Annotated in this window: 11 protein-coding genes; 1 reads left to right on the forward strand and 10 read right to left on the reverse strand. The window is 34.8% G+C overall.

The window, feature by feature from the left end:
- Positions 1-10: 10 nt before the first annotated feature.
- The 7 genes from ACNG5D_RS09725 to ACNG5D_RS09755 form a co-directional block, all read right to left on the reverse strand.
- A complete protein-coding gene (locus ACNG5D_RS09725; protein WP_418183322.1) occupies positions 11-952 on the reverse strand; it encodes a T9SS type A sorting domain-containing protein in 942 nt (313 codons plus the stop codon).
- 233 nt (positions 953-1185) lie between these two features.
- Positions 1186-4041, reverse strand: a complete 2856-nt coding sequence (locus tag ACNG5D_RS09730) for an alpha-L-rhamnosidase (RefSeq protein ID WP_418183323.1) — start codon at positions 4039-4041, stop codon at positions 1186-1188.
- 29 nt (positions 4042-4070) lie between these two features.
- Positions 4071-5300, reverse strand: coding sequence for an enolase C-terminal domain-like protein (locus tag ACNG5D_RS09735; RefSeq protein WP_418183324.1), 1230 nt, complete (start codon positions 5298-5300; stop codon positions 4071-4073).
- A 1-nt stretch (position 5301) separates the two neighbouring features.
- The gene (locus ACNG5D_RS09740; RefSeq protein WP_418183325.1) at positions 5302-6651 is read right to left on the reverse strand and encodes a sulfatase family protein; all 1350 of its coding nucleotides are present in this window, start codon (positions 6649-6651) and stop codon (positions 5302-5304) included.
- Between the two features lie 106 nt (positions 6652-6757).
- On the reverse strand, positions 6758-10000 hold the full coding sequence (locus tag ACNG5D_RS09745) for a family 78 glycoside hydrolase catalytic domain (RefSeq protein WP_418183326.1): 3243 nt from the start codon (positions 9998-10000) through the stop codon (positions 6758-6760).
- A 64-nt stretch (positions 10001-10064) separates the two neighbouring features.
- Complete coding sequence (locus tag ACNG5D_RS09750) at positions 10065-11981, reverse strand: ulvan lysase-like protein (protein WP_418183327.1); 1917 nt, start codon at positions 11979-11981, stop codon at positions 10065-10067.
- Between the two features lie 92 nt (positions 11982-12073).
- Entirely contained in the window at positions 12074-12541 is a 468-nt protein-coding gene (locus ACNG5D_RS09755) for a glycosylhydrolase-like jelly roll fold domain-containing protein (RefSeq protein ID WP_418183328.1), read from the reverse strand.
- Between the two features lie 165 nt (positions 12542-12706).
- On the opposite strand from ACNG5D_RS09755, the gene ACNG5D_RS09760 reads away from it, so the two are divergent.
- The gene (locus ACNG5D_RS09760) at positions 12707-13636 is read left to right on the forward strand and encodes a hypothetical protein (protein WP_418183329.1); all 930 of its coding nucleotides are present in this window, start codon (positions 12707-12709) and stop codon (positions 13634-13636) included.
- A gap of 492 nt (positions 13637-14128) precedes the next feature.
- Here ACNG5D_RS09760 and ACNG5D_RS09765 read toward each other — a convergent pair whose 3' ends face one another.
- The 3 genes from ACNG5D_RS09765 to ACNG5D_RS09775 form a co-directional block, all read right to left on the reverse strand.
- Positions 14129-15874 carry a sulfatase family protein gene (locus tag ACNG5D_RS09765; RefSeq protein WP_418183330.1) on the reverse strand — a complete coding sequence of 582 codons (1746 nt, stop codon included), beginning with the start codon at positions 15872-15874 and terminating at the stop codon, positions 14129-14131.
- Between the two features lie 203 nt (positions 15875-16077).
- A complete protein-coding gene (locus tag ACNG5D_RS09770; protein ID WP_418183331.1) occupies positions 16078-17205 on the reverse strand; it encodes a glycoside hydrolase family 88/105 protein in 1128 nt (375 codons plus the stop codon).
- Positions 17206-17211: 6 nt separating this feature from the next.
- Positions 17212-19476: a glycoside hydrolase family 3 N-terminal domain-containing protein gene (locus ACNG5D_RS09775; protein WP_418183332.1), complete on the reverse strand. Its 2265-nt coding sequence runs from the start codon at positions 19474-19476 to the stop codon at positions 17212-17214.
- Positions 19477-19482: the final 6 nt, after the last annotated feature.

Consider the following 19482-nt stretch of genomic DNA (forward strand, 5'->3'; position numbering starts at 1 on the left):
TAGTTTTATGTTATAATTTTATAATTTTTTTTACAAAATTAGAATTAGAGGCATTGCTTGTTATAAAATAAACGCCCTTTTTTAAATTGCTAATATTTATGGTTTCTTTTTTTGATGTTGTATATACCTTTTTTACTGTTGCTCCTAGTATGTTTGTTAAGGTTAAGGTTATATTTTCTGGTAAGTTATCAAAATGTACAAGATGTTTTGTTGGGTTTGGATATATTTTTATATTAACCAACTTATTTTTTGTAGTAGATAATGCATTATAACAAGACGATTCTGGGTTAGATAAATTGAATGCTGTAGTACTTGAAACAGAATTACGATGTAATACCATTTTATCTATAAATAAGTATGATGATCTCGCGTCTACAGTTATTTTATATTCTTTAGCTTCATTAAATGTAACCCATACTCTGTGGGAATCGCCATCGTTTGTGTTGGTTACAAACCACCAGTCTAACCTGTTTCCAAAGGCTTTAATAAAGTTTTGTGTTGAACTTCCTTCTGCACAGGTTAAATTTGCATCATTCTCGCACATTGGTTTTGGATATACTTTGGCACCGCTTTTAATACCATAAAAATCTTCGCCATTAATTTTTAACCATGCGTCATTATGCTCACCTGGGCTAGTTCCCAAACCTACTCGCATACGCCATGCAAAACGGTATGTACCTGGATTATTAATTTTAATATTATATACAATTGGTGCGTTAGATAGTGCATTAAAAGACTGCTCTCCGGTCCAATATAAATATGTGATATCTTCGCCATCAACTGTTTCTGTATCTATTTGCCAACGATTATCGTTTATAATTCCAGATTCCATTTCGATGGTTAATAGCCCATTTTGTTCTTCAAAAGGTAGTGTTCCATCACATGTTGCTGTTTGAGCAAACAAACCTGAAATGCTTAATAAAACTACTATAAATGCTATTTTGTTTTTCATGAGTGGTTTTTAATTTAACAATAATACTTGAATGGTTACTAAAAAGTATCCTGTAGTATATGGTAAATTACTGCTGTGTTTTTAAGTTAAAAACTGCCTTTTGATGTCTAGCCGCGTTAGGGATTGAACGGCTTGTTGGAGCTCCTGACCTTAGGAAGAGCGACTAGTGAAAGCCCGACCCTTTTTTGGGTAACGCCCATAAATAAAAATTACTGCTCTTTTTTATACTACGGTTACTTGATTGCTTTAGAGTACTGAATAAGATATTCTCCTGATCCTAAAATAACATTATTTTTCTCCTGTATTACGTCTTGATTTATTTGAAATTCTTTTAATGCTTGTTTATTTATTTTTAAAGACTCTAGCTCGTTTGGTGTTAAAATAAGCTTTGCTTTTGTATTAAATGGTACTTCCAAATTCATGTTTAACACGTTATCATTAACATTCCATTTGTTATTAATATTACCATATGGTGTCGGGACAGATACTTCTGTAGTTGTTATGGCACTCGGAAATTCTGGATTAACAACAAACAGCTTATATCCAGGATTTGATTCTGAAGACTTAATACCTCCTAAAGACTCGTAAAAATATGCTGCAAAACCACTATGCATTGGATGATTTAATGAATTGGATGGTCCTTCCAGTTTTTCCCATTCGAACTGGCGTTCTGGCCAGGTGGTGAATCCTGAATTCATGACATAGGTTTGACTTGGAAACTCTGGTGTGGTTAGTATTTGATATGCTAAATCTGCTTTTCCGTATTTGGATAAAACCGTATAAATATATCGATTTCCGTGGATTCCGGTAGAATGGTGGCCGCTTTTTACAGCAACAATGTCGTGTGTTAAACCGTTTACTACATTTTTAATGTCGTTTTCGGGCACCAAACCAAATTGTAAGGCTTGTACCGTTGCGGTTTGGCTACCATACCATTTGTAATTAGTTTCTGGAATTTGAATTAAAAACTCTTTATTAAAGGCTTTTTTTAAGGCTTCCTTTTCAGCATTCATTTTTGTTACATATCCGGCATCGTTGTTCATTTTAGCGCATGCTTCCATAATACCTAGTACGTCATAAAAATAGGCATTGGCAGAAATTATAGGGTTGCACTCCATGGCACTTGGATTCTTTCGTCTATCCCAACGCGGTGGGCACCAATCGCCCATTCCGTCTTGCATAATACCGCTTTCGTCTTTAAAATTTAAGTAGAAATTAGTCAAGTTTTTCATGTCTTTATAGTATTCTTTTACTATGGCATCATCGCCGTAAAACTTATAATTATACCATGGCAAATACATCGTGGCTACACCCCAATCTATCTTTGCATAAGTAGAAGTACGCTTTCCTGGCGCTATCATAGTCGGGACTTGAAATTTAATTTCGGGATTATTATGCCCCTTTGTTGGTCGCATTTGGGTGCGGATGTCTTCCATGTATTTTTTATAAAAATCGTACATATTGTAATTATACAAGGCGTATTCACAAAAGGCGTGTGAATCGCCTAACCAACCACATTTTTCACGGTGTGGGCAATCTTCTGGAATGCCATGAATATTATCTACAATAGTCCACTTACTAATATTGTGCATTTTATTAAGCAATGCATCTGATGATGAAAAACTTCCTGTTTCTTGTATATCTGTTGCCACTAAAACTGCTTTTATCATATCGGCATCTGGTTTTGTAGACACGCCTTTTATTTTTGCAAACCTAAAACCATGATAGCTAAATTTAGGCTCCCAAGATTCTACATTTTCTCCTTTACAGATATATTTAAAAATCTGTGGCATACCGTTGGCTCCGCCACCTGTAGAACCTGGGTAAATATCTTTGCCATTGGTTAGTAAAGCCTCTGTTGTAATAATTTCTATGAGTTGACCTTTTTTCTCTTTTACATTTATTTTTACCCAACCAGCTATATTCTGGCCAAAATCTATAATCCAATTACCATCTGGTGCTTTAAAAATATTTTGAGGTTCAAACTCTTTAAGCTTTTTAATTGGAGGGATTTGTTGCGTACTTATTTTTTTGAGTTTTGGTGTTGCTATTTTGGTATTTCCCCAAGTGGTATCATTATACCCAACCTCTGTCCAATTACCTAATTCAAAATTAGCATCGTAGGTGTCGCCTCCATAAATATTGTTGAAGACTATTGGTCCTGTGGCTTCTTTCCACGTCTGATCCGTATAGAAATCTGCTTCGGTATCATCATCGTATTTTAACTTAACCATTAGCTTTACGGTTGGTGATCCATAGGCTAAATCTTTATCTGATTCTGGGTCGCGTTTCCAAGAGATATTCTGTCCGTAAAAACCGTTACCTAATATAATTCCGAATGCATTCTTACCAGATTTAAGTGCCTTAGTAATATCATAATTAACATAATAGGCTTGCTTATCGTAATTTGATGGTGCTGGATCTAATACATGGTCGCCTACTTTTTCGCCATTTAAATACAACTCGTAATACCCTAAACCACAAATGTAAGCTTCAGCTTTTTTTATACCTTTAACTATATTTACTTCTTTTCTAAAATAACTAGCTGCAAAGCCATTTACCTTTAATGGCATTTTCATTCTACCTGTTTTGTAATCTCTATACTGGTGTGGTGATGCTCTGGTATCGTTGTTTAAAGTTATCCATTTTGAATTACCCCAATTTTTATTGGTTATTAATCCCATTTTGAAGTTTTGAGATTCAGACCATTTTGAAGATTCTTGATTTTCATCCCAAATTTTCACTTTCCAATAATAGCTTTTTAAAGCTTTCAATGTATTACCTTGATATTTAACGTGAGTTGATTGGTGGCTTTTTACTTCACCCGAATTCCATATATCGGCATCACTTTCATTTAGTTTATCTTCTGAAGATGCTACCAAAATATGATATGCCGATTGCGATTTATTGTAGCCTTTGGCATTAACAACCCAAGAAAAGGTTGGCTGTTTACTTTCAATAGCTGTTGGACTTTCTTTTGAGTTTACTAATAGTTTTTTAAATATTAGCGAGTTACGTTCTTGAGGTTTATTATCACATGAAAAAGTGGTAATAAGCAATATTAGGATGTAAATTGTTTGTTTTATCATTTTAAAAAATTCTTCAATATTAATATTATCTACACATCTATATACAATTCGCAAATAGATTTCAAGCGTTTTTCATCCAATTCTAAACCAAAACCAGGTGCTGGATTCAAAGAGTAATAACCGTTTGATTCTTTTTTTGTTGGCGAATTTATGATACAACCTAAATACCCCTTAGAATCTTCTTTTTTCTCGATAGCCTCTACCCACGAAGCACCAACACCAATAGCAATTTGTTGCCATGCAGAACATGCTGGACCTACTAAGCTATCATCACCTATCATTATCTTTGCATGTAATGTTTTAATTTTATCTGCCAATACCACAGTTTTCTTAAAACTGCCCATGGTAGATGGATGCAAATTAAATATGCGTCCCATTCCTGCCTCAATAGTTTTTAGTCCTTTCCATGCAGGTCGCATTGGTTTATCGGGTATTAACGATAATTCTCCGACCATGTCTTGAAGTTCTATCCATTGCTGATTGGTCATATTTGCAGGGTCCTCAATAGCGTTTAGTCCATTCGATTTGAAAACATTTAAGATGCCTGCTAATTCCTCTAATGAATTCCAATTCTTGTAACCTCCGTTTACATCAGAAATCACTACTGCGTCTTCACCTAAAACTTCTCTAATGATTTTAAGTAGTTTTACATCTACAGTTTCATCGCCATACATTTTGAATTTTAGATGATGTCCTAAATTTTGTGCGATGCTCTTCTCTGCTTCTTCTCTTACTTTTTTCTCGTCTTTATCTAATATGCAATAAAGGCCAGGAACTGGTTGACGACCCGACAAACCCAACATTTGTACAACGGATTTATTTTGAAGTCTACCTGAAAGATCCAAAAGCCCAACATCCATAAATTCCATCTCTTTTAAAGACGTTTTACTGCCTGCAACTTGTTGAGATTCTAATACATTTTGAGCTTCGCCTACTGTTAACCCTTTAAATTGCTTTACATAGTTTACCCATGTTATAGGCTTTAAATTTGGATTATTTCTTGAGGCTGGAATTTCTGACCAGCCATAATGCTCTCCAGAAGAAATTTTCATAAATAAGTGCTGGCGATTAAGCCATGTTCCGAATGAAAAATATCGAGGTATATTGATATCATATCTAAACAATTCAATTTTTGTAATCTTTTCGTTTAAATACGCTGTGTCATTTTTATTGATACAAGAGGACAACAAAGGGTATGTTGCACCTAGTACACCTAGAGCAGATATGTTTTTAATAAAATTGCGTCGTTTTATTTCCATATTACCAAGAGTCTTTCATTGAGGTTAGTAAATCAGCTAATTCTTTTTCCATTTGAGCGTCTAGATCTGAATCTTGTCCCCAAATGTTTTTCATTTGATAAGGGTCTTTGACATCGTGGTAGAGGTAATAGAATTTTTCACCACTTTCATGCTTCACGACTGCGTAGGTATAGTCTTTCGTTCTAAAACCGCGAGCATCACCATTAGAAGCAAAACTTTTTCCTCCAAAATACAATTGCTTATCGGGACGATTTACAGGTTTATCGAAAAATAAATTGGTATAATCCTTGCCTTCTACTGCGGTTGGTACCTTATCTTCCATACCCATTAATCCTAACAGGGTTGGCATATAATCTGGTACGCTTATTAAAATATCTTCTGTTTTGGGCTTAATTTTTTTCGGGTAGTGTACAATAAGAGGAATTTTAAAGGCTTCTTTAAACCATACATTTTTATGCATTAAGCCTTGACTTCCTAACATTTCGCCATGGTCTGCGGAAAATACAATAATGGTGTTTTCATATAATCCAGCTTCTTTTAACTTTGAAATAACACGACCTATTTGATCATCCACACCATTAACTGACGCAAAATAATCAGTCGCTTGATCTAATCTTTTTTCTACACCATGATCTCCTCTTTTCAATTCAAAATTGTCAGTAAACTGAACATTAGGTCGGTTTAAAACGTCCTTATAATTCATCATTTCATAACGTTTACGGTAACGTTCGGGTACTTGTTTAAATGGTGTATGCGGTGGATTTATAGACCAGAATAATACAAAAGGATTTTCGGATTTTCTTTGATTTTGAGTATTATCTAAGTAATCAATAATGACATCAGCTTCGTGTTCTGCCGACCATTTTTTGATATACATCTTTTCATCCTCTTTGGCATTAGTAGTCCAATAATAAGGCGCGTTATGTCTATTGTGAGTTCCGTATGCATACCAAAATGAAAATCCATGTCTACGGTCTGGTGGACACCATGTATCCCAAACACGTTTCACCTCAGGTGGTGTAGGTTCTGGACCATCTAAATGCCATTTTCCAACATAACCTGCACTATAACCGTTTTCAACTAAAACATCAGAAATACAGATTTCATCTTTCTTTAAATAATTTCCTAAAGCTGTTCTTTGAGAATTGCAATTTTCTACAACTCCTGTTGATAGAGAATAACGACCTGTCATTAACATAGCGCGATACGGACTACACAAAGGATTGTTAGCTACAGCTTCGCTAAAAAACACACCTTCTTTTGCCAATTTATCTAAATTGGGTGTGTGTACAGGATCTTCTTTTAAAAACCCTAAGGAAGCTTGACGGTATTGGTCTGCAAAAATGAACAACAGATTAGGTTTGGCTTCTGTGATTTCTTTTTTAGGTTCAGTTTTACAAGAAAACATAGCAATACAAATTGCTATTAAAATTCCTTGTTTCAAAAACAGATGCGTTTTAATCATTTTTATTCTTAAAAATTTTCAGTTCTGAAATTGATGGCGCTTGTTTTGCATCTATGATAAACAATCTAAATTTTGTTGATTGAATGGCATCAAATTGATGTCTTTTATTTGCTCCACAAGTCGTTCCTTTAACAATATTATTCCATTTACCATTTTCCCAATATTGAAGTTTGTATGATATAATATTATTCTCGAATTCATCTATTATAACTTGATTGAATGTTTGTGGCTTTACCCATTCTACTTCTAGATATTGATTTTTGGTTTCGGTAGCTAACCAACGTGTTTCTCTATCATCGTCATTTACTCTAAAGGCTTCAAAAACAGGTAATTTTTCAGTTTGAATAAACATAGATGATGCATTTATTCTTCCTAATTTTACTAGATTTTCTATGTTCTGCAAAGGATCTGGAAACTGATTTACAGGCAATTCATCTACGTTAAAATTATAAATCCCTGAAGCAACATTAAAAATAACGTAATTACCCACAGCCTTATTCTTTTCTGTTCCCAAAAAAGTGACGTTATCTGTGTTTTTAGCTAACAATCCACTTTCTTGAACATCCTCTTTACTTGTTGCTGGTAGATATACTTTAGCGGTTGTATTTACAGGTATTTCTATATAAAAGGTAGCTCCTTCACCTTCTTTTTTCCAGTTGACAACCACATTGCCGTACATAGATTCGTATTCGGTATTTGCAAAGGTTAAATTGCCAACAGGTGCTGGTTTAATCATCATATTTTGCATACCCAATTGTTCTGGGTTAGGACGAATACCACCAAAACCTTTAATGAAATAACCTCCAATTCCAGTATAACAAGTATGGATTTGGCTGTTCCCTATGGCAGACCAACGTTCTGGCCATACCGTTTTACCCTGCTCTAAAAAATAACCGTAACTTGGGTGGTGTTTGTCTTTTAAAAGCTCATAAATTAAATCCATACGCTCTCCAGATTCTGTAAAATAACGTGTATATAAGGCTTGCCCTGAACTTCCCGTATCGTAATACGGAAATTTATACAACACATTATCCTCTAATTGTGCTGCTACTTTTTCTTGCTCTGATGCTGGCGTAACTCCTGATAATAAAGCAAACGCTTGGTCCACTTGATAGCCTTTTAAGTATTTACCAGTTTCTGGATTATATGATAATTTATGCGTAGCTTCTTGCTGAATTTTAAGTCTATTTTTATACGTTTTCACATCCTCTTCTTTTCCCAAAGTTTTTGCAATATGCATCGCATTATCTAACATAAACGCATACAAACAGTTATTGAAGTGTATGGCTTCTGGCGAGTTACTGCTTGTCCAGAAATTTCCTCGTGGTGTACACCAATCTCCTAAACCAGGAAATTGCCGTTGCCCTTGTTCTCCAATTTTTAGTGCTCCTCCAGTTTCGTAATTTGAATTCTCGTAAAGCCACATCATCCATTTTTGCATGGATTCATAATTATCTTTAAGCACTTTTTTATCGCCCAACATTCTATAGGTTTCCCAAACGGTTAAAGGGTTGTTGGCTTTCCACATTAGAAACGGGCGGTCTTCTTCATTAATTACCGCACGAATTTTACCGTCGTGAAATTGTGCATCTCTTGTATATTGAAGATACTGCTCCATATAGGCACCACTTTCAAAATTTGGTAGCGCATCGCCATACATGGCAGCTACGGTTACTTCGCCCCAACCACGACGTTCACGGTGCGGACAATCTACCAAAATACCATCCATGGTATTAGCCAAATAGGTGTTTAGATTTACTTGATATATATTGTTTAGTTGCTCGCTAGACGACTTAAACTTACTAATTTGCTTACGATTGTTTGTTACCACATAACCTTTGGCATCTTCTAGTTTAGGCTCGTAATTTAAACCGGATACTGTAATCCATCGTCCGCCGGCTACATTAAAGCGGTTTTTGAATTTTCCTTTACTTGATGTTCCGAAAATATACTTACTTTTTTGGCTCCAACTGGATGTTTGCCCCAATTGGTCGCTTATTTCAAACAAAATTGAGTCGCCTTTTTTTCCGTTATATAAGTCCATTTCGAAAAACCCTGTATAATTTTCACCTAAATCTATCAGGTATGTTCGGTCTTTATTTTTTTTAACTGAAATTGCTTTTAACTCTTTAAACTTTACTTGAGGCTCAACTATTTGCGCACTTAATTGTGCTGTTATAGGACTGTATAATGCACGTACTTCTCTATTTTTTCTGCTATTCAACGCAAAACTAATGTTGTTGCCTTGTGGAATTTTAGCGTTTAATTCTTCGTGATTATAGACTACTGCATTTGCCCAAGAGCTATCATCATAATCTGCGGTATTCCAACGGTCTTCTCGTTTTCTATCGTCAATGGTTTCACCTCCAAAACGCAAAATATCCCAATCGCCATAATATTCGGAATAGCTTTTTTTAGTTTTCCAAGTGGTGTCTGTTTTTAAAGTGATATGTTGCGAAACTGTTTTAATTTCGGCTTGTGCTTTAAATACAAAAGGTACATTTCTGTATTCTCTAATGCGTTTCCAACGTGACCAACCTGCAGCATGCCATATGGCAATAACGTTATCGCCTTTTTTTAATTTATTGGATACATCATAGGTTAAATACGGGATTCTTTTTTTCATGTATGAAGACACAGGATTCATCACGCTTTCTGTGATTTTTTCACCATTTACATACAATTCATGATACCCAAAAGAGCCTACAAAGACGAATGCTGATTCTGCTTTTTCCTTTAATTGAAAGTTCTTTCTATACCAATTATGGTCTGTTTTTTTTTGGTCTGGCTTTAATATCCAATCGCCTTTCCAATCCGATTGTTTTAATAAACCTATTGAAAATTTTGCAGGTTTACTCCAATTTGAAACCTTACCATCTTTATCCCAAACTTTTACTTTCCAAAAATACTGCTTAGTAGATTTTAGTGGATTGCCTTGATAGGTGTTATTTACAGATTGATTTGATGTTTCTTTACCAGAATTCCAAACATCGCCAGTATTATTTTCTAGGTTTTCTAAATTACTAGCCACTAAAATTTGATAAGCGGTTTGTTTTTGCCCTTTTGTTTTATTTTTGTCAACTAGCTTCCAGCTTAGTCTTGGGCTAGTGTTATCAATTCCTAACGGATTTGTGCGGTATTCGCATTTAAGGTCTGTAAGTGTAACCTCAGATTGTGAAACACAACTCGATACACCTATAACCAAGATAACACATAGTAATTTTAATAGTTTCATTTTTTTGGTGGATTGTTTAAACTATTAATATTTAAAACTATAAACTTCAATTTTGATGGTCTTACTAACTTACCGTTATAGATAGCTCCAAGGATTTACTATTGTTTTCAAGAAACACTTCTAAAGGTAAAGCTTCAACTCCTGGCACCATATTAAAAGTTCTTTTACCTTCAATGGCTTTCATTTTAATTGGTGCGTTTGCTTTAATTATAACTAAACCTTCTGGCTTTTGAATGGTAATTTCGGTATCTGAAATTTTGGTAACAATCTCATTGTTTGGAGAAACAATTGGGAATACAAAAGCCGTTTTTTCTGTAATGTCTTGTTTTGTACTTACGCTTATTTCTGTTTTATCTGCAGAGCATTTATATTTAATACCGAATGCAGAGGCTGTTTCTTCAACTACATTTCTAGCTTCGTTTTTTAGTTTTACATCGGCGAGTAGTTCTATGGTTCCATTCTCATCTTTAGTAGTAACTGTTGCTGGTAAATCGTATAAGTTAGTGTACCAAATATTATCTTTAAACACCTCAACTCTAGGTGTTAGACAGATATCTTTATTGGGTTGTACTTGTTGATTGTTTTTTTCAACCATTTCATATTTTGCCATACTAGCTGCACAGAGTAAACCGACTTTATTATGATATAAAACGCCTAAAGCACCACCTGAAGCTTGACGATAATCGTTTTTGTAATGGTACTCAGCATCGTAAGCACTTACCGTTCCTCTCCAATCGCCTCTGGCAAACAAGTACACGTCTAAATCTTTAAAATGCTTAACACCATCTGCCATTGCTCTTGGTAAAGATGATTCCTTATTAATTTCTGGCAGATGATCCCAATGATCTAGTAAGGCTGCTAAAGGTTTTGCATGTGTAAAGGTATGATGAATACAAGGTAATATTCCTGCTGAAACATAATGAGGTCCACCATGAATTAAACCATCTGAAGTGCAACGTTGCAATAGTTCTGTATTCTTAACTGCTGCTGTACCAAATGCAGGATTAATATGTGCCATCATTCCAAAAGCCAATTGGCTTCCATCGCAAGTTCTACTACCCCAATACGTCCATTTATACATGCGGTTACCCCAGCTGTTATCCCAACCACCATCTGGCATCATAAATTCTAAATGGCTATTTAAAGATTTTGTTAAAATTTGAAGCAATTCTTCATCCTTATGTTTTAAAGCATACATAACAAGACTGTTTAGAGTTTCCTCAACATTATAGCCTAAATCTACACCATGTAAGCCTTTTTCACTTAGTTTACTAGAGCTCTTTTTACACTCTCCAAACAGCAAACCTTCGTTAGGCGTAAAATAAACTTTTACTTGCTCTGCTAATATTTTACTTTTTGCTTTAAAATCGTCTCTTTTTACAACATCACCAATTAAATCTAAACCATACACAGCGGTTCCTGGATAATTAATATTTGTAAAATCGATGGTAAATGAATCATAGATATACTGACCTGCTTTTTCTAAACGTTTCATCCAAGCATCATGCGTTTCTTTATCTAACACATGACCATGATAATGCAATGCTTCTGCTAATGCAATGGCTCCAAAAACAGTAATACCTTTCCATGACTTTGGATTTCTAATTACTGTCCATGCGCCACTTTCTTGAGATACATTGTTTTCTGCCCAAAGCATCACTAATTTTGCGCCTTCTACATATTTTTTATCTCCGGTTTTATCTGCCATATACAAAAACGGATATACGGCATCCATACAGCGTCCATGTATATGCTCACATGATGGACAATCTAAAGCACCATGCAATTCTAAATTATTGGGATTATGTATTTGCTGTTTTAACATGCCTTCACACCAACTCTCTAAAATATTAGAAACCAACTCTTTGTATTCTAATGAATGTGCTTGATGACTTTCGCATGCATTTAATAATCCTGCCATAGGCAAGGACAAACTAACACCTGCTAATGTTGATAATTGAAGGAAGTTGCGTCTTTTCATTTTTACATTTTCTGAAGTGAAATTGAAAATTAATATTACTGCATAAAAAAACCATCCTGTTTTGTCCTGTTTATTTTAAGTAAAAAAGCAAACTAATTGACTGTTTTTAAAATAACAGGACCAATTAACCCCGAAAGTTCCAATTGGGTTTCGTCTTTTTTAGGTGGGTTTGTAGTCCAAGTTTTTTTATTTTTTTTAGAACGGGAATTATCAAATATTAGTTGATTACGCCATGTATTTGTTACTTTTATTTGAAGTTGATTCTCTCCCTTTTTTAATATTTCACTTACATCAAATTTAAAAGGCGGTGCCCATTTTACACCTACCTTTTTCCCATTACACCAAAATTCAGCTATAGTATATACCTTCCCTAAATCTATAAACGTATGTGTACTTACTTTATTAACATTAATCGTTTTTAAATATGTAGTTGTCCCAGAATAATGCTTTATTGCATCATTATCCAATTGAGTTAGAGACTTTAATTCTGAAAACTTTAATAGAATTGGGTGTATCCCACCAGCCTTCCTCAAAATATAAAGTCCAGTCTGTTGTTTCATGCATAAAATTTTTAATATTAACTTTATGGTCTAGCTATTTAAACAAAAATATTAGCTGAAAATAAAAAATGTTCCTTTATAATCTAAGCCAGTTTTATCAGGATAGTACAGGATAATTATGCTTACTTAAAATTATATATTTGTTTGTATATATTAATATTTGTTATGAAAAAATCTAAACTAAATTACAAACTCGTATCAATTACCGCATTAACTTTATTTATAGGCTTCTTTTCTTGTACAAAAGATGGTCTTGGGTACTCTGAAGATATAATAACGTATACTACCCCTGAACCAGAACCAGACCCTGTAGTTATATCTTCTGATGAAGATACAGGTGCTTACGAAACTTGCAATCCAGATGGAGAAAATGAAACTAGAACGTCTAATGATTTACCAAACCCTGTTAATGTAGGAACGATTGATGACAGAAGTTGTTATGCTAATTATAAAGAAAGTTCCATTAATGGTAAGACTTGGGGTATATACAATATAACAGATGGCTCTAATCATATAGATGCGCCAAACACTTTACAACCAAGAATTGAACGTTCATTAAGCAGGTCTTCAAGTACAATAGTAGGAAGTTATGCGAAATTTAATGGTATTTTTAGAATTCTTGAAGTAGGAGATGCTGGTTCATTTAATCAAAATGGTACTTACATTGCTCAGGCAAAAGGCAAGCATACCGGAGGAGGAGGCTCTTCTGACCCAGCTATTTGCTTATATTTAGCTAAACCTGTTTATGGCACAGGTATCAATGCAGACAAACAAGTGGCTTTCGATATCTATGCAGAACGTATTTTAGAACGTGGTGGAGAAGGTAGTGGCAGAGAAGTCGTTCTACTAAAACGAGTAAATAAAAATGAAGAAATTGATTTTGAACTAGAGGTAGGTTTTAAAGTAGACCCGAGCGATGCTACAAAAAAAATTCATTATTGTAATGCCGTAATTGGAGGTGATGCCTTTAACTTTAATATTCCAGATCCAGATAGAGGAACAGAATCTGGTATTAGGTATGGTGTATATCGCGTTAAAGGCGGTAGAGCACAAATAAGATGGGCAAATACTACATACGAAAAAGTTGAAAACTAAATAAACTCTCAACAACAACTTATTTTTAAGCAGAACATATATAGTGTTTTTAACAAAATAAGGTGTTACATAAAAAAAGACCAGAGAATTTAAATTCTCTGGTCTTTTTGTTTTGCATAAAATTAAGTAATCTAATATAAATATACTCAGGTGGTAAATTTTAATTAAAGTTTGAATATTTAACACCGTTATATATTTGGATATTTAGTGTTTTCTTGTTTTCAAAAAAACTAAAAATTTCCTATTAATAGCTATGCATAGGTAAACTATTTATATAATTATGAATGAAAATTTTCTTCTATTAATGAATCTCTAGGTTTTTTAACACCTGCGCCTTTTGGTAATTACATTTATATTTTATAGTTAGAAAAATAACATCTTGTTAAAACATAAATAAACATGAAATATAATAACTTCTCATTATAAATATTATATAATAATGATAAGGTGGTATATAGAAAGACTAAAATTATTACAAAATTAAATGACTCCTTAATTAAATTCGATAGTTTTACTTGGCACAAAGCCTATACGATGGGCTTGAACTAATAATTTTTCACTATCTAAAAGTTTTATTGGTTTTTGATAAACCATCCATGATATTGGTGTTTTACCATTTTTAATAATTTTATAACCTATTGAAGCGCCTTCAGTCTCGCAACTTACACTTACTTTTCCATTTACAGAACTAATGATAGGCTTAGAGGTTTTTGGTTTGCTGTCCTTTCCTGACCATAAGCGGTTTACTAGTTTTCTTTCGTTAAGGTTTGGAATATCTCCAATCTCGTTTAACCACTTATCCATTTCTGCACTTAACTCAACAAGCTTTTCCTTATACTGAGGATTATCTGCTAAATTATTTAACTCAAACGGATCTACTTTACAATCAAATAATTCTTCTTTTGGCTTATTTTCTCTAAACCATTGCATTTGGGAGTCATTTAATTCTCCCGCTTCTTTAAGTCTTAACAATTCTTGCATCGTTGGAATTCTCTCTCTGTATGCTACTGGTAAATAGTAGCCTTGTTCTGGTCTATAATTACGTATGTATTTAAAGCGACTATCTCTTACAGCACGAATAGCATCGGTAAATCCGTCAAACCTATCGGCGGCTGCATGAATATATTTTCGTTCTTCGGTTTTGTGCGCTCCTAAAAACGCTTGCCCTTGTAAATATGATTTTGGTGCTTCTCCTGTTATGGATAATAATGTTGGTGCAAAATCTATAAAGCTAATCAATTGTTCATCTTTTGTACCTGCCAGCAACTTATCGGGAAACCTAACAATCATTGGCGTATTTAATCCAGAATCGTAGATTAGGCGTTTTTCCCTTGGTAGCGGACCTCCGTGGTCGCCATAGAAAAAGATAATGGTGTTGTCTAATAATCCGTCATCTTCTAGTTGTTTAAGTACAGCACCAACTTGCTTATCCATTTCACCAATATTGTTATACAACTTCCACATATCTCGGCGTGTAGCTTCAGTATCTGGTAAATATGGTGGAATATTGAATTTGGCATCTTTTGGAAGGTGGACAGCCGTTTCTGTCTCAGTCATTCTATTTTTAGCATGAGAGCTTCCAAAATTTTTCCATCTATAATCTTTGTCTCCTGCTTTGTAATGTCTGGTTTCAATTTCTCTAAACCCGTAAGGTTCAAATAAACCAGATTCGTGCGTTTCTGTAAAATTAAATACAGCAAAAAAAGGTTGACTGTTATCCCTATTTCTCCAATGTGCATAGGGGCTACTTTCGTCCCATGCGGTTACTGGTGCTTTAAATTGATAATCGGTTTTATAGTTATTTGTACAGTAATACCCTTTTTTTCGCAGCAATTCGCTAATCATTTTTACATCGGGTGGTGGTATTGCTTCGTATTTGGGCACGCCAGTAACCTCGCTATATGAGTTAACACGCATGTGGTTTGCACCAATACTTGATGGGTACATTCCTGTTGTAATAGCGGCTCTACTTGGTGCACAAACTCCTGAAGTTGAATATAAATTTGGGTAAATTACACCTTCTGCAGCTAATCGACTTAAATTTGGCGTGGCTACTGTGTTATCTCCAAATGGTGGAATGTAAGCTCCCATGTCTTCGGTTACCAACCAGAGGATGTTTGGGCGTTCTGGTAATTTTAATTTTGCAATTTCCTCTGGGGTTTCACTTGGTCTTTCTTTTTTAGCTTGACAGCTTAGTAAACATAGACAAAGTGTAGCAATTAGTTGTATTGATTTCATTTGTACAAATTTTAAACAGTTTAATTATAGCTTTCGAAGTAGAGGTAATAACATACAAAAAAACAATAGTACTTAGATTGGCTGTTAATTAGCAAACTGACCCGCGTTAGGGATTGAACGGCATGTTTGAAATCCCCGACGTAGGAGGGATTGAGTAGTGAAAGCCCGCCCCCGCCCTAAAGCGGGGAAACGCCCAAAATATTTTAATCTAATTTTAAAATCTCACTACCTGCCATTAAAAAGGCTCCAGTTCCAAAATTTTGCCAAGAATCTGCCGATGCTGGCTCTGGGAAAGCTCCAATATTTTGTACCCAACCTACACGACCGTCTGCATGTTGGCATTTTGCAATAGCATTCCATGCTTTTTTAACTGCTGGTGTATATTTTTTATCTACTAATCCATTGTTTATTCCCCATGCTAAGGCAAAGGTATGGAACCCACTACCGCTTACCTCTCCGTGGTTATAAGATTCTGGACATAATAAACTTGTACGCCATAAACCATCTTCTGGTTGAATGGCTAGCATTTTTTCAGCCATTTCTTTGTATAGTTTCTCGTAGAATGGACGGTGTTTGTAATCGGCTGGCATATCATCCAAAATCAAAGCTAAACCTGCAATAACCCACCCGTTTCCTCTAGACCAAAACACTTTTTTACCATTAGGTTCTTTGGTATCTTTATCGTTCCCTTGCCAAACAAAACGCATATCTCTGGCAAACAACTGCTCTTCCTCATCATACAGTTGATTATAAGTTTGCATGTAAAACTTATGCATATCATCTAAATATTTAGGCTGGTTTGTATGCTTCGCATAAAAATTTAATACTGGAGGCGCCATAAATAATGCATCGCACCACCACCACAAAATGGTTCTACCATACTTGGTTTTATCTGTTCCTGCTTTCCAATTATCATCATCATATAAATGTGCATCTAAGAATTTTTTAGTAGGCTCTAAGTCTACAAAATTTTTCCTGTTCTCATTTCTATCGATATATATGTAGCTATATGAGATAGCAACATCATCGGCATGATGCAAGCGTTTGTAGGTTTGCCAGTTATTCCAATAGGCTTGATTTTTAAGGGCTGCCATATACATCATATCTTTTGTGGTCTTGTGGGCTCTCGCAACCCCTACGTAATAGGCGCCTGCTGTCCAATCGGTTGGTGCAAGTGCAAAAATAGGATGTGCTTCTTGCCACTCTAAGGCTTTTATCATGGATGCTTTTACCTGAGCTTTATCTATAGTTTGATTCTCTGTTACTTTTTGAGCTGTTGAACAATTGAATAGTAGTACAACTGATATAATTGTTAAAATCGTTTTATTCATTATACATTATTTTTTTAGTTTGAATGTAGTTTCTAAATACTCTTTTGATGATGTGCCTAGCATAACTGTGTAATCTCCTGATTCTAAAACCTTTTTCATAGAAACACCTGTAAACTCTAACATTTTAGGTGTTATTTTAAATGACACTATTTTGCTTTCACCAGCATCTAACTCAATTTTCTCAAAGCCTTTTAATTCTTTATCTGGTCGCGTTACAGATCCAATTTCGTCTTTAATATAGAGTTGTACTACTTCTTTAGCTTTCATGCTACCGTTGTTAGTCACTTTAACACTAACCTCTAACTCTGTTTCTGGTGTGATTTCTCCGTTAGAAATTGAAATATCTGAATATTTAAAATCGCCATAACTTAAACCATGCCCGAATGGAAATAATGGGCCTTGACCTAAGAATAAGTATTCTTTCTTATAGTTAATCTCTTTCATACTGTAATGAAATGGTATTTGACCAATTGATCTTGGTATGGTAACGGGCGACTTTCCTGATGGCGACACTTCTCCAAACACAATTCTTGCTGTAGATTCATCACCAAATTCACTTAAATCCCAAGTATCCAAAATAGCATCGGCTTGTTCTGCTATGACATTAATAGATAAGGTTCTTCTGTGTTTTAAAACTACAATTACTGGTTTGCCTAACGCCTTAATTTTTTCAACTAATTCATCTTGAGGACCTACTGGATCAATGGTAGCTCGATCTCCTAATGTACTGTTACTAAAGTAAGCTTCTTTTGAAGTATACTGATCTCCTCCTAAAAATAAGATTGAAACATCTGCAGACCTCGCTTTATTTACCAAACTTGCTATAGCCTTTGGATCTCTATCTAAAAGTTCTGGAGCACCACCTTTTTGGTTTGTTAGTTGAAACCCTTTTTCTGCAATGAATTTTACATTTGAACCCGCAACAGATTCAAACATTTCTTTTGTGTTTTCTTTTAATAAAGGCCCTAACAAGGCTACTTTTAAAGATTTATCTTTTGATAACGGCAACGTCTTATCTTCATTTTTTAATAAAATGATAGACTCTAAATCTGATTCTTTTGCTAATGCTAATGACGATGCTGCTCTGTTACCTTTCTCTACATCTTCAATGTTGATGTATGGATTATCAAAAAGTCCTAAAATGAATTTTGTTCTTAATACACGACGTACCGATCTGTCAATTAATTTTTCAAGTTCTGGGTTTTTCTTTACCATTTCTGGTAAGTAAGCATAAGAATCTTCAGCATATAAATCGATATCTATTCCTGCTTCCAAGCCCATTTGTGCTGCATCTTCTGGAGATTCTGCAACATTCATAAAATAATATAAACGTGCAATATCATTAGAATCTGAAACTACATAACCTTCAAACCCCCATTGATCTCTAAGTACTCCTGTTAACAATTCTGGGTTTCCATGACTTGCTACTCCGTTTAAATCGCCATGAGACGCCATAATACCTAATGTTTTAGCTTCTTTTACAGCAGCTTCAAACGGTGGATAAATTTCGTCTATTAATGTTCTTTCAGAAATCTCTATGGCAGCGAAGTTAGAACCTCCTAATACTTGTCCGTAACCTGCAAAGTGTTTTGCAACTGCGCCAATATGGGTTCCATTTCCTAAACCTTCATAATCACCTTGTACCCCTTTTACAGCGCTAGTTACCATCTGCGTAGTTAAATATGTATCTTCTCCAAAAGCCTCACTCATACGTCCAAAACGCGGGTCGCGAACTACATCTGCTTCTGGTGAATGACACATGTGCATCCCACGTAAACGGGCTTCCCTACCTACAACATCCCATTGGCGTTGCACTAATTCTGGGTTAAACGATGCTGCCGATGTCATTGGGCGACCGAAACGTGTACAGCCCTCTGCATCAACACCATTGTAAGATTCTGTTACAAACAATGCTGGAATACCCCAACGGTTGTTTTCAATAATATACTTTTGAAGTTCATTATTCATTTTAGCCGCGGCTACGGCATCAATATGTTCTCCTGGGTTTTTAATTCCTGCTATACCAAGCTTTAGTTTTTTTATAACTTTGTCTGATAATTTTAAGTTCCCGTTTTCATCGGGTTTTGTACCGATGTTGGCATGAAAAATTCGCATTTGTGCTACCTTCTCTTCAATAGAAAGTTTAGGTAATAATGCTTCTACACGCTCCTCTATAGATAGAGAGGTGTTTTTGTAATCTTTAGAACTTGAATCCTCGCCTTTACAGGAAGACAAAATTGCGAATAATGCTAAAAACAGTAATTTCTTCATTAGTCT

This window comes from Algibacter ulvanivorans (genome assembly GCF_048381495.1).
GTDB classification, from domain to species: Bacteria; Bacteroidota; Bacteroidia; order Flavobacteriales; family Flavobacteriaceae; genus Algibacter_B; species Algibacter_B ulvanivorans.

What these genes read in the sequence shown, in the direction of transcription:
- ACNG5D_RS09765 (WP_418183330.1), bottom strand. Translation starts at nt 15,874, where the DNA reads ATGAAATCAATACAACTAATTGCTACACTTTGTCTATGTTTACTAAGC.
- ACNG5D_RS09730 (WP_418183323.1), bottom strand. Translation starts at nt 4,041, where the DNA reads ATGATAAAACAAACAATTTACATCCTAATATTGCTTATTACCACTTTT.
- ACNG5D_RS09725 (WP_418183322.1), bottom strand. Translation starts at nt 952, where the DNA reads ATGAAAAACAAAATAGCATTTATAGTAGTTTTATTAAGCATTTCAGGT.
- ACNG5D_RS09760 (WP_418183329.1), top strand. Translation starts at nt 12,707, where the DNA reads ATGAAAAAATCTAAACTAAATTACAAACTCGTATCAATTACCGCATTA.
- ACNG5D_RS09735 (WP_418183324.1), bottom strand. Translation starts at nt 5,300, where the DNA reads ATGGAAATAAAACGACGCAATTTTATTAAAAACATATCTGCTCTAGGT.
- ACNG5D_RS09775 (WP_418183332.1), bottom strand. Translation starts at nt 19,476, where the DNA reads ATGAAGAAATTACTGTTTTTAGCATTATTCGCAATTTTGTCTTCCTGT.
- ACNG5D_RS09745 (WP_418183326.1), bottom strand. Translation starts at nt 10,000, where the DNA reads ATGAAACTATTAAAATTACTATGTGTTATCTTGGTTATAGGTGTATCG.
- ACNG5D_RS09770 (WP_418183331.1), bottom strand. Translation starts at nt 17,205, where the DNA reads ATGAATAAAACGATTTTAACAATTATATCAGTTGTACTACTATTCAAT.
- ACNG5D_RS09755 (WP_418183328.1), bottom strand. Translation starts at nt 12,541, where the DNA reads ATGAAACAACAGACTGGACTTTATATTTTGAGGAAGGCTGGTGGGATA.
- ACNG5D_RS09750 (WP_418183327.1), bottom strand. Translation starts at nt 11,981, where the DNA reads ATGAAAAGACGCAACTTCCTTCAATTATCAACATTAGCAGGTGTTAGT.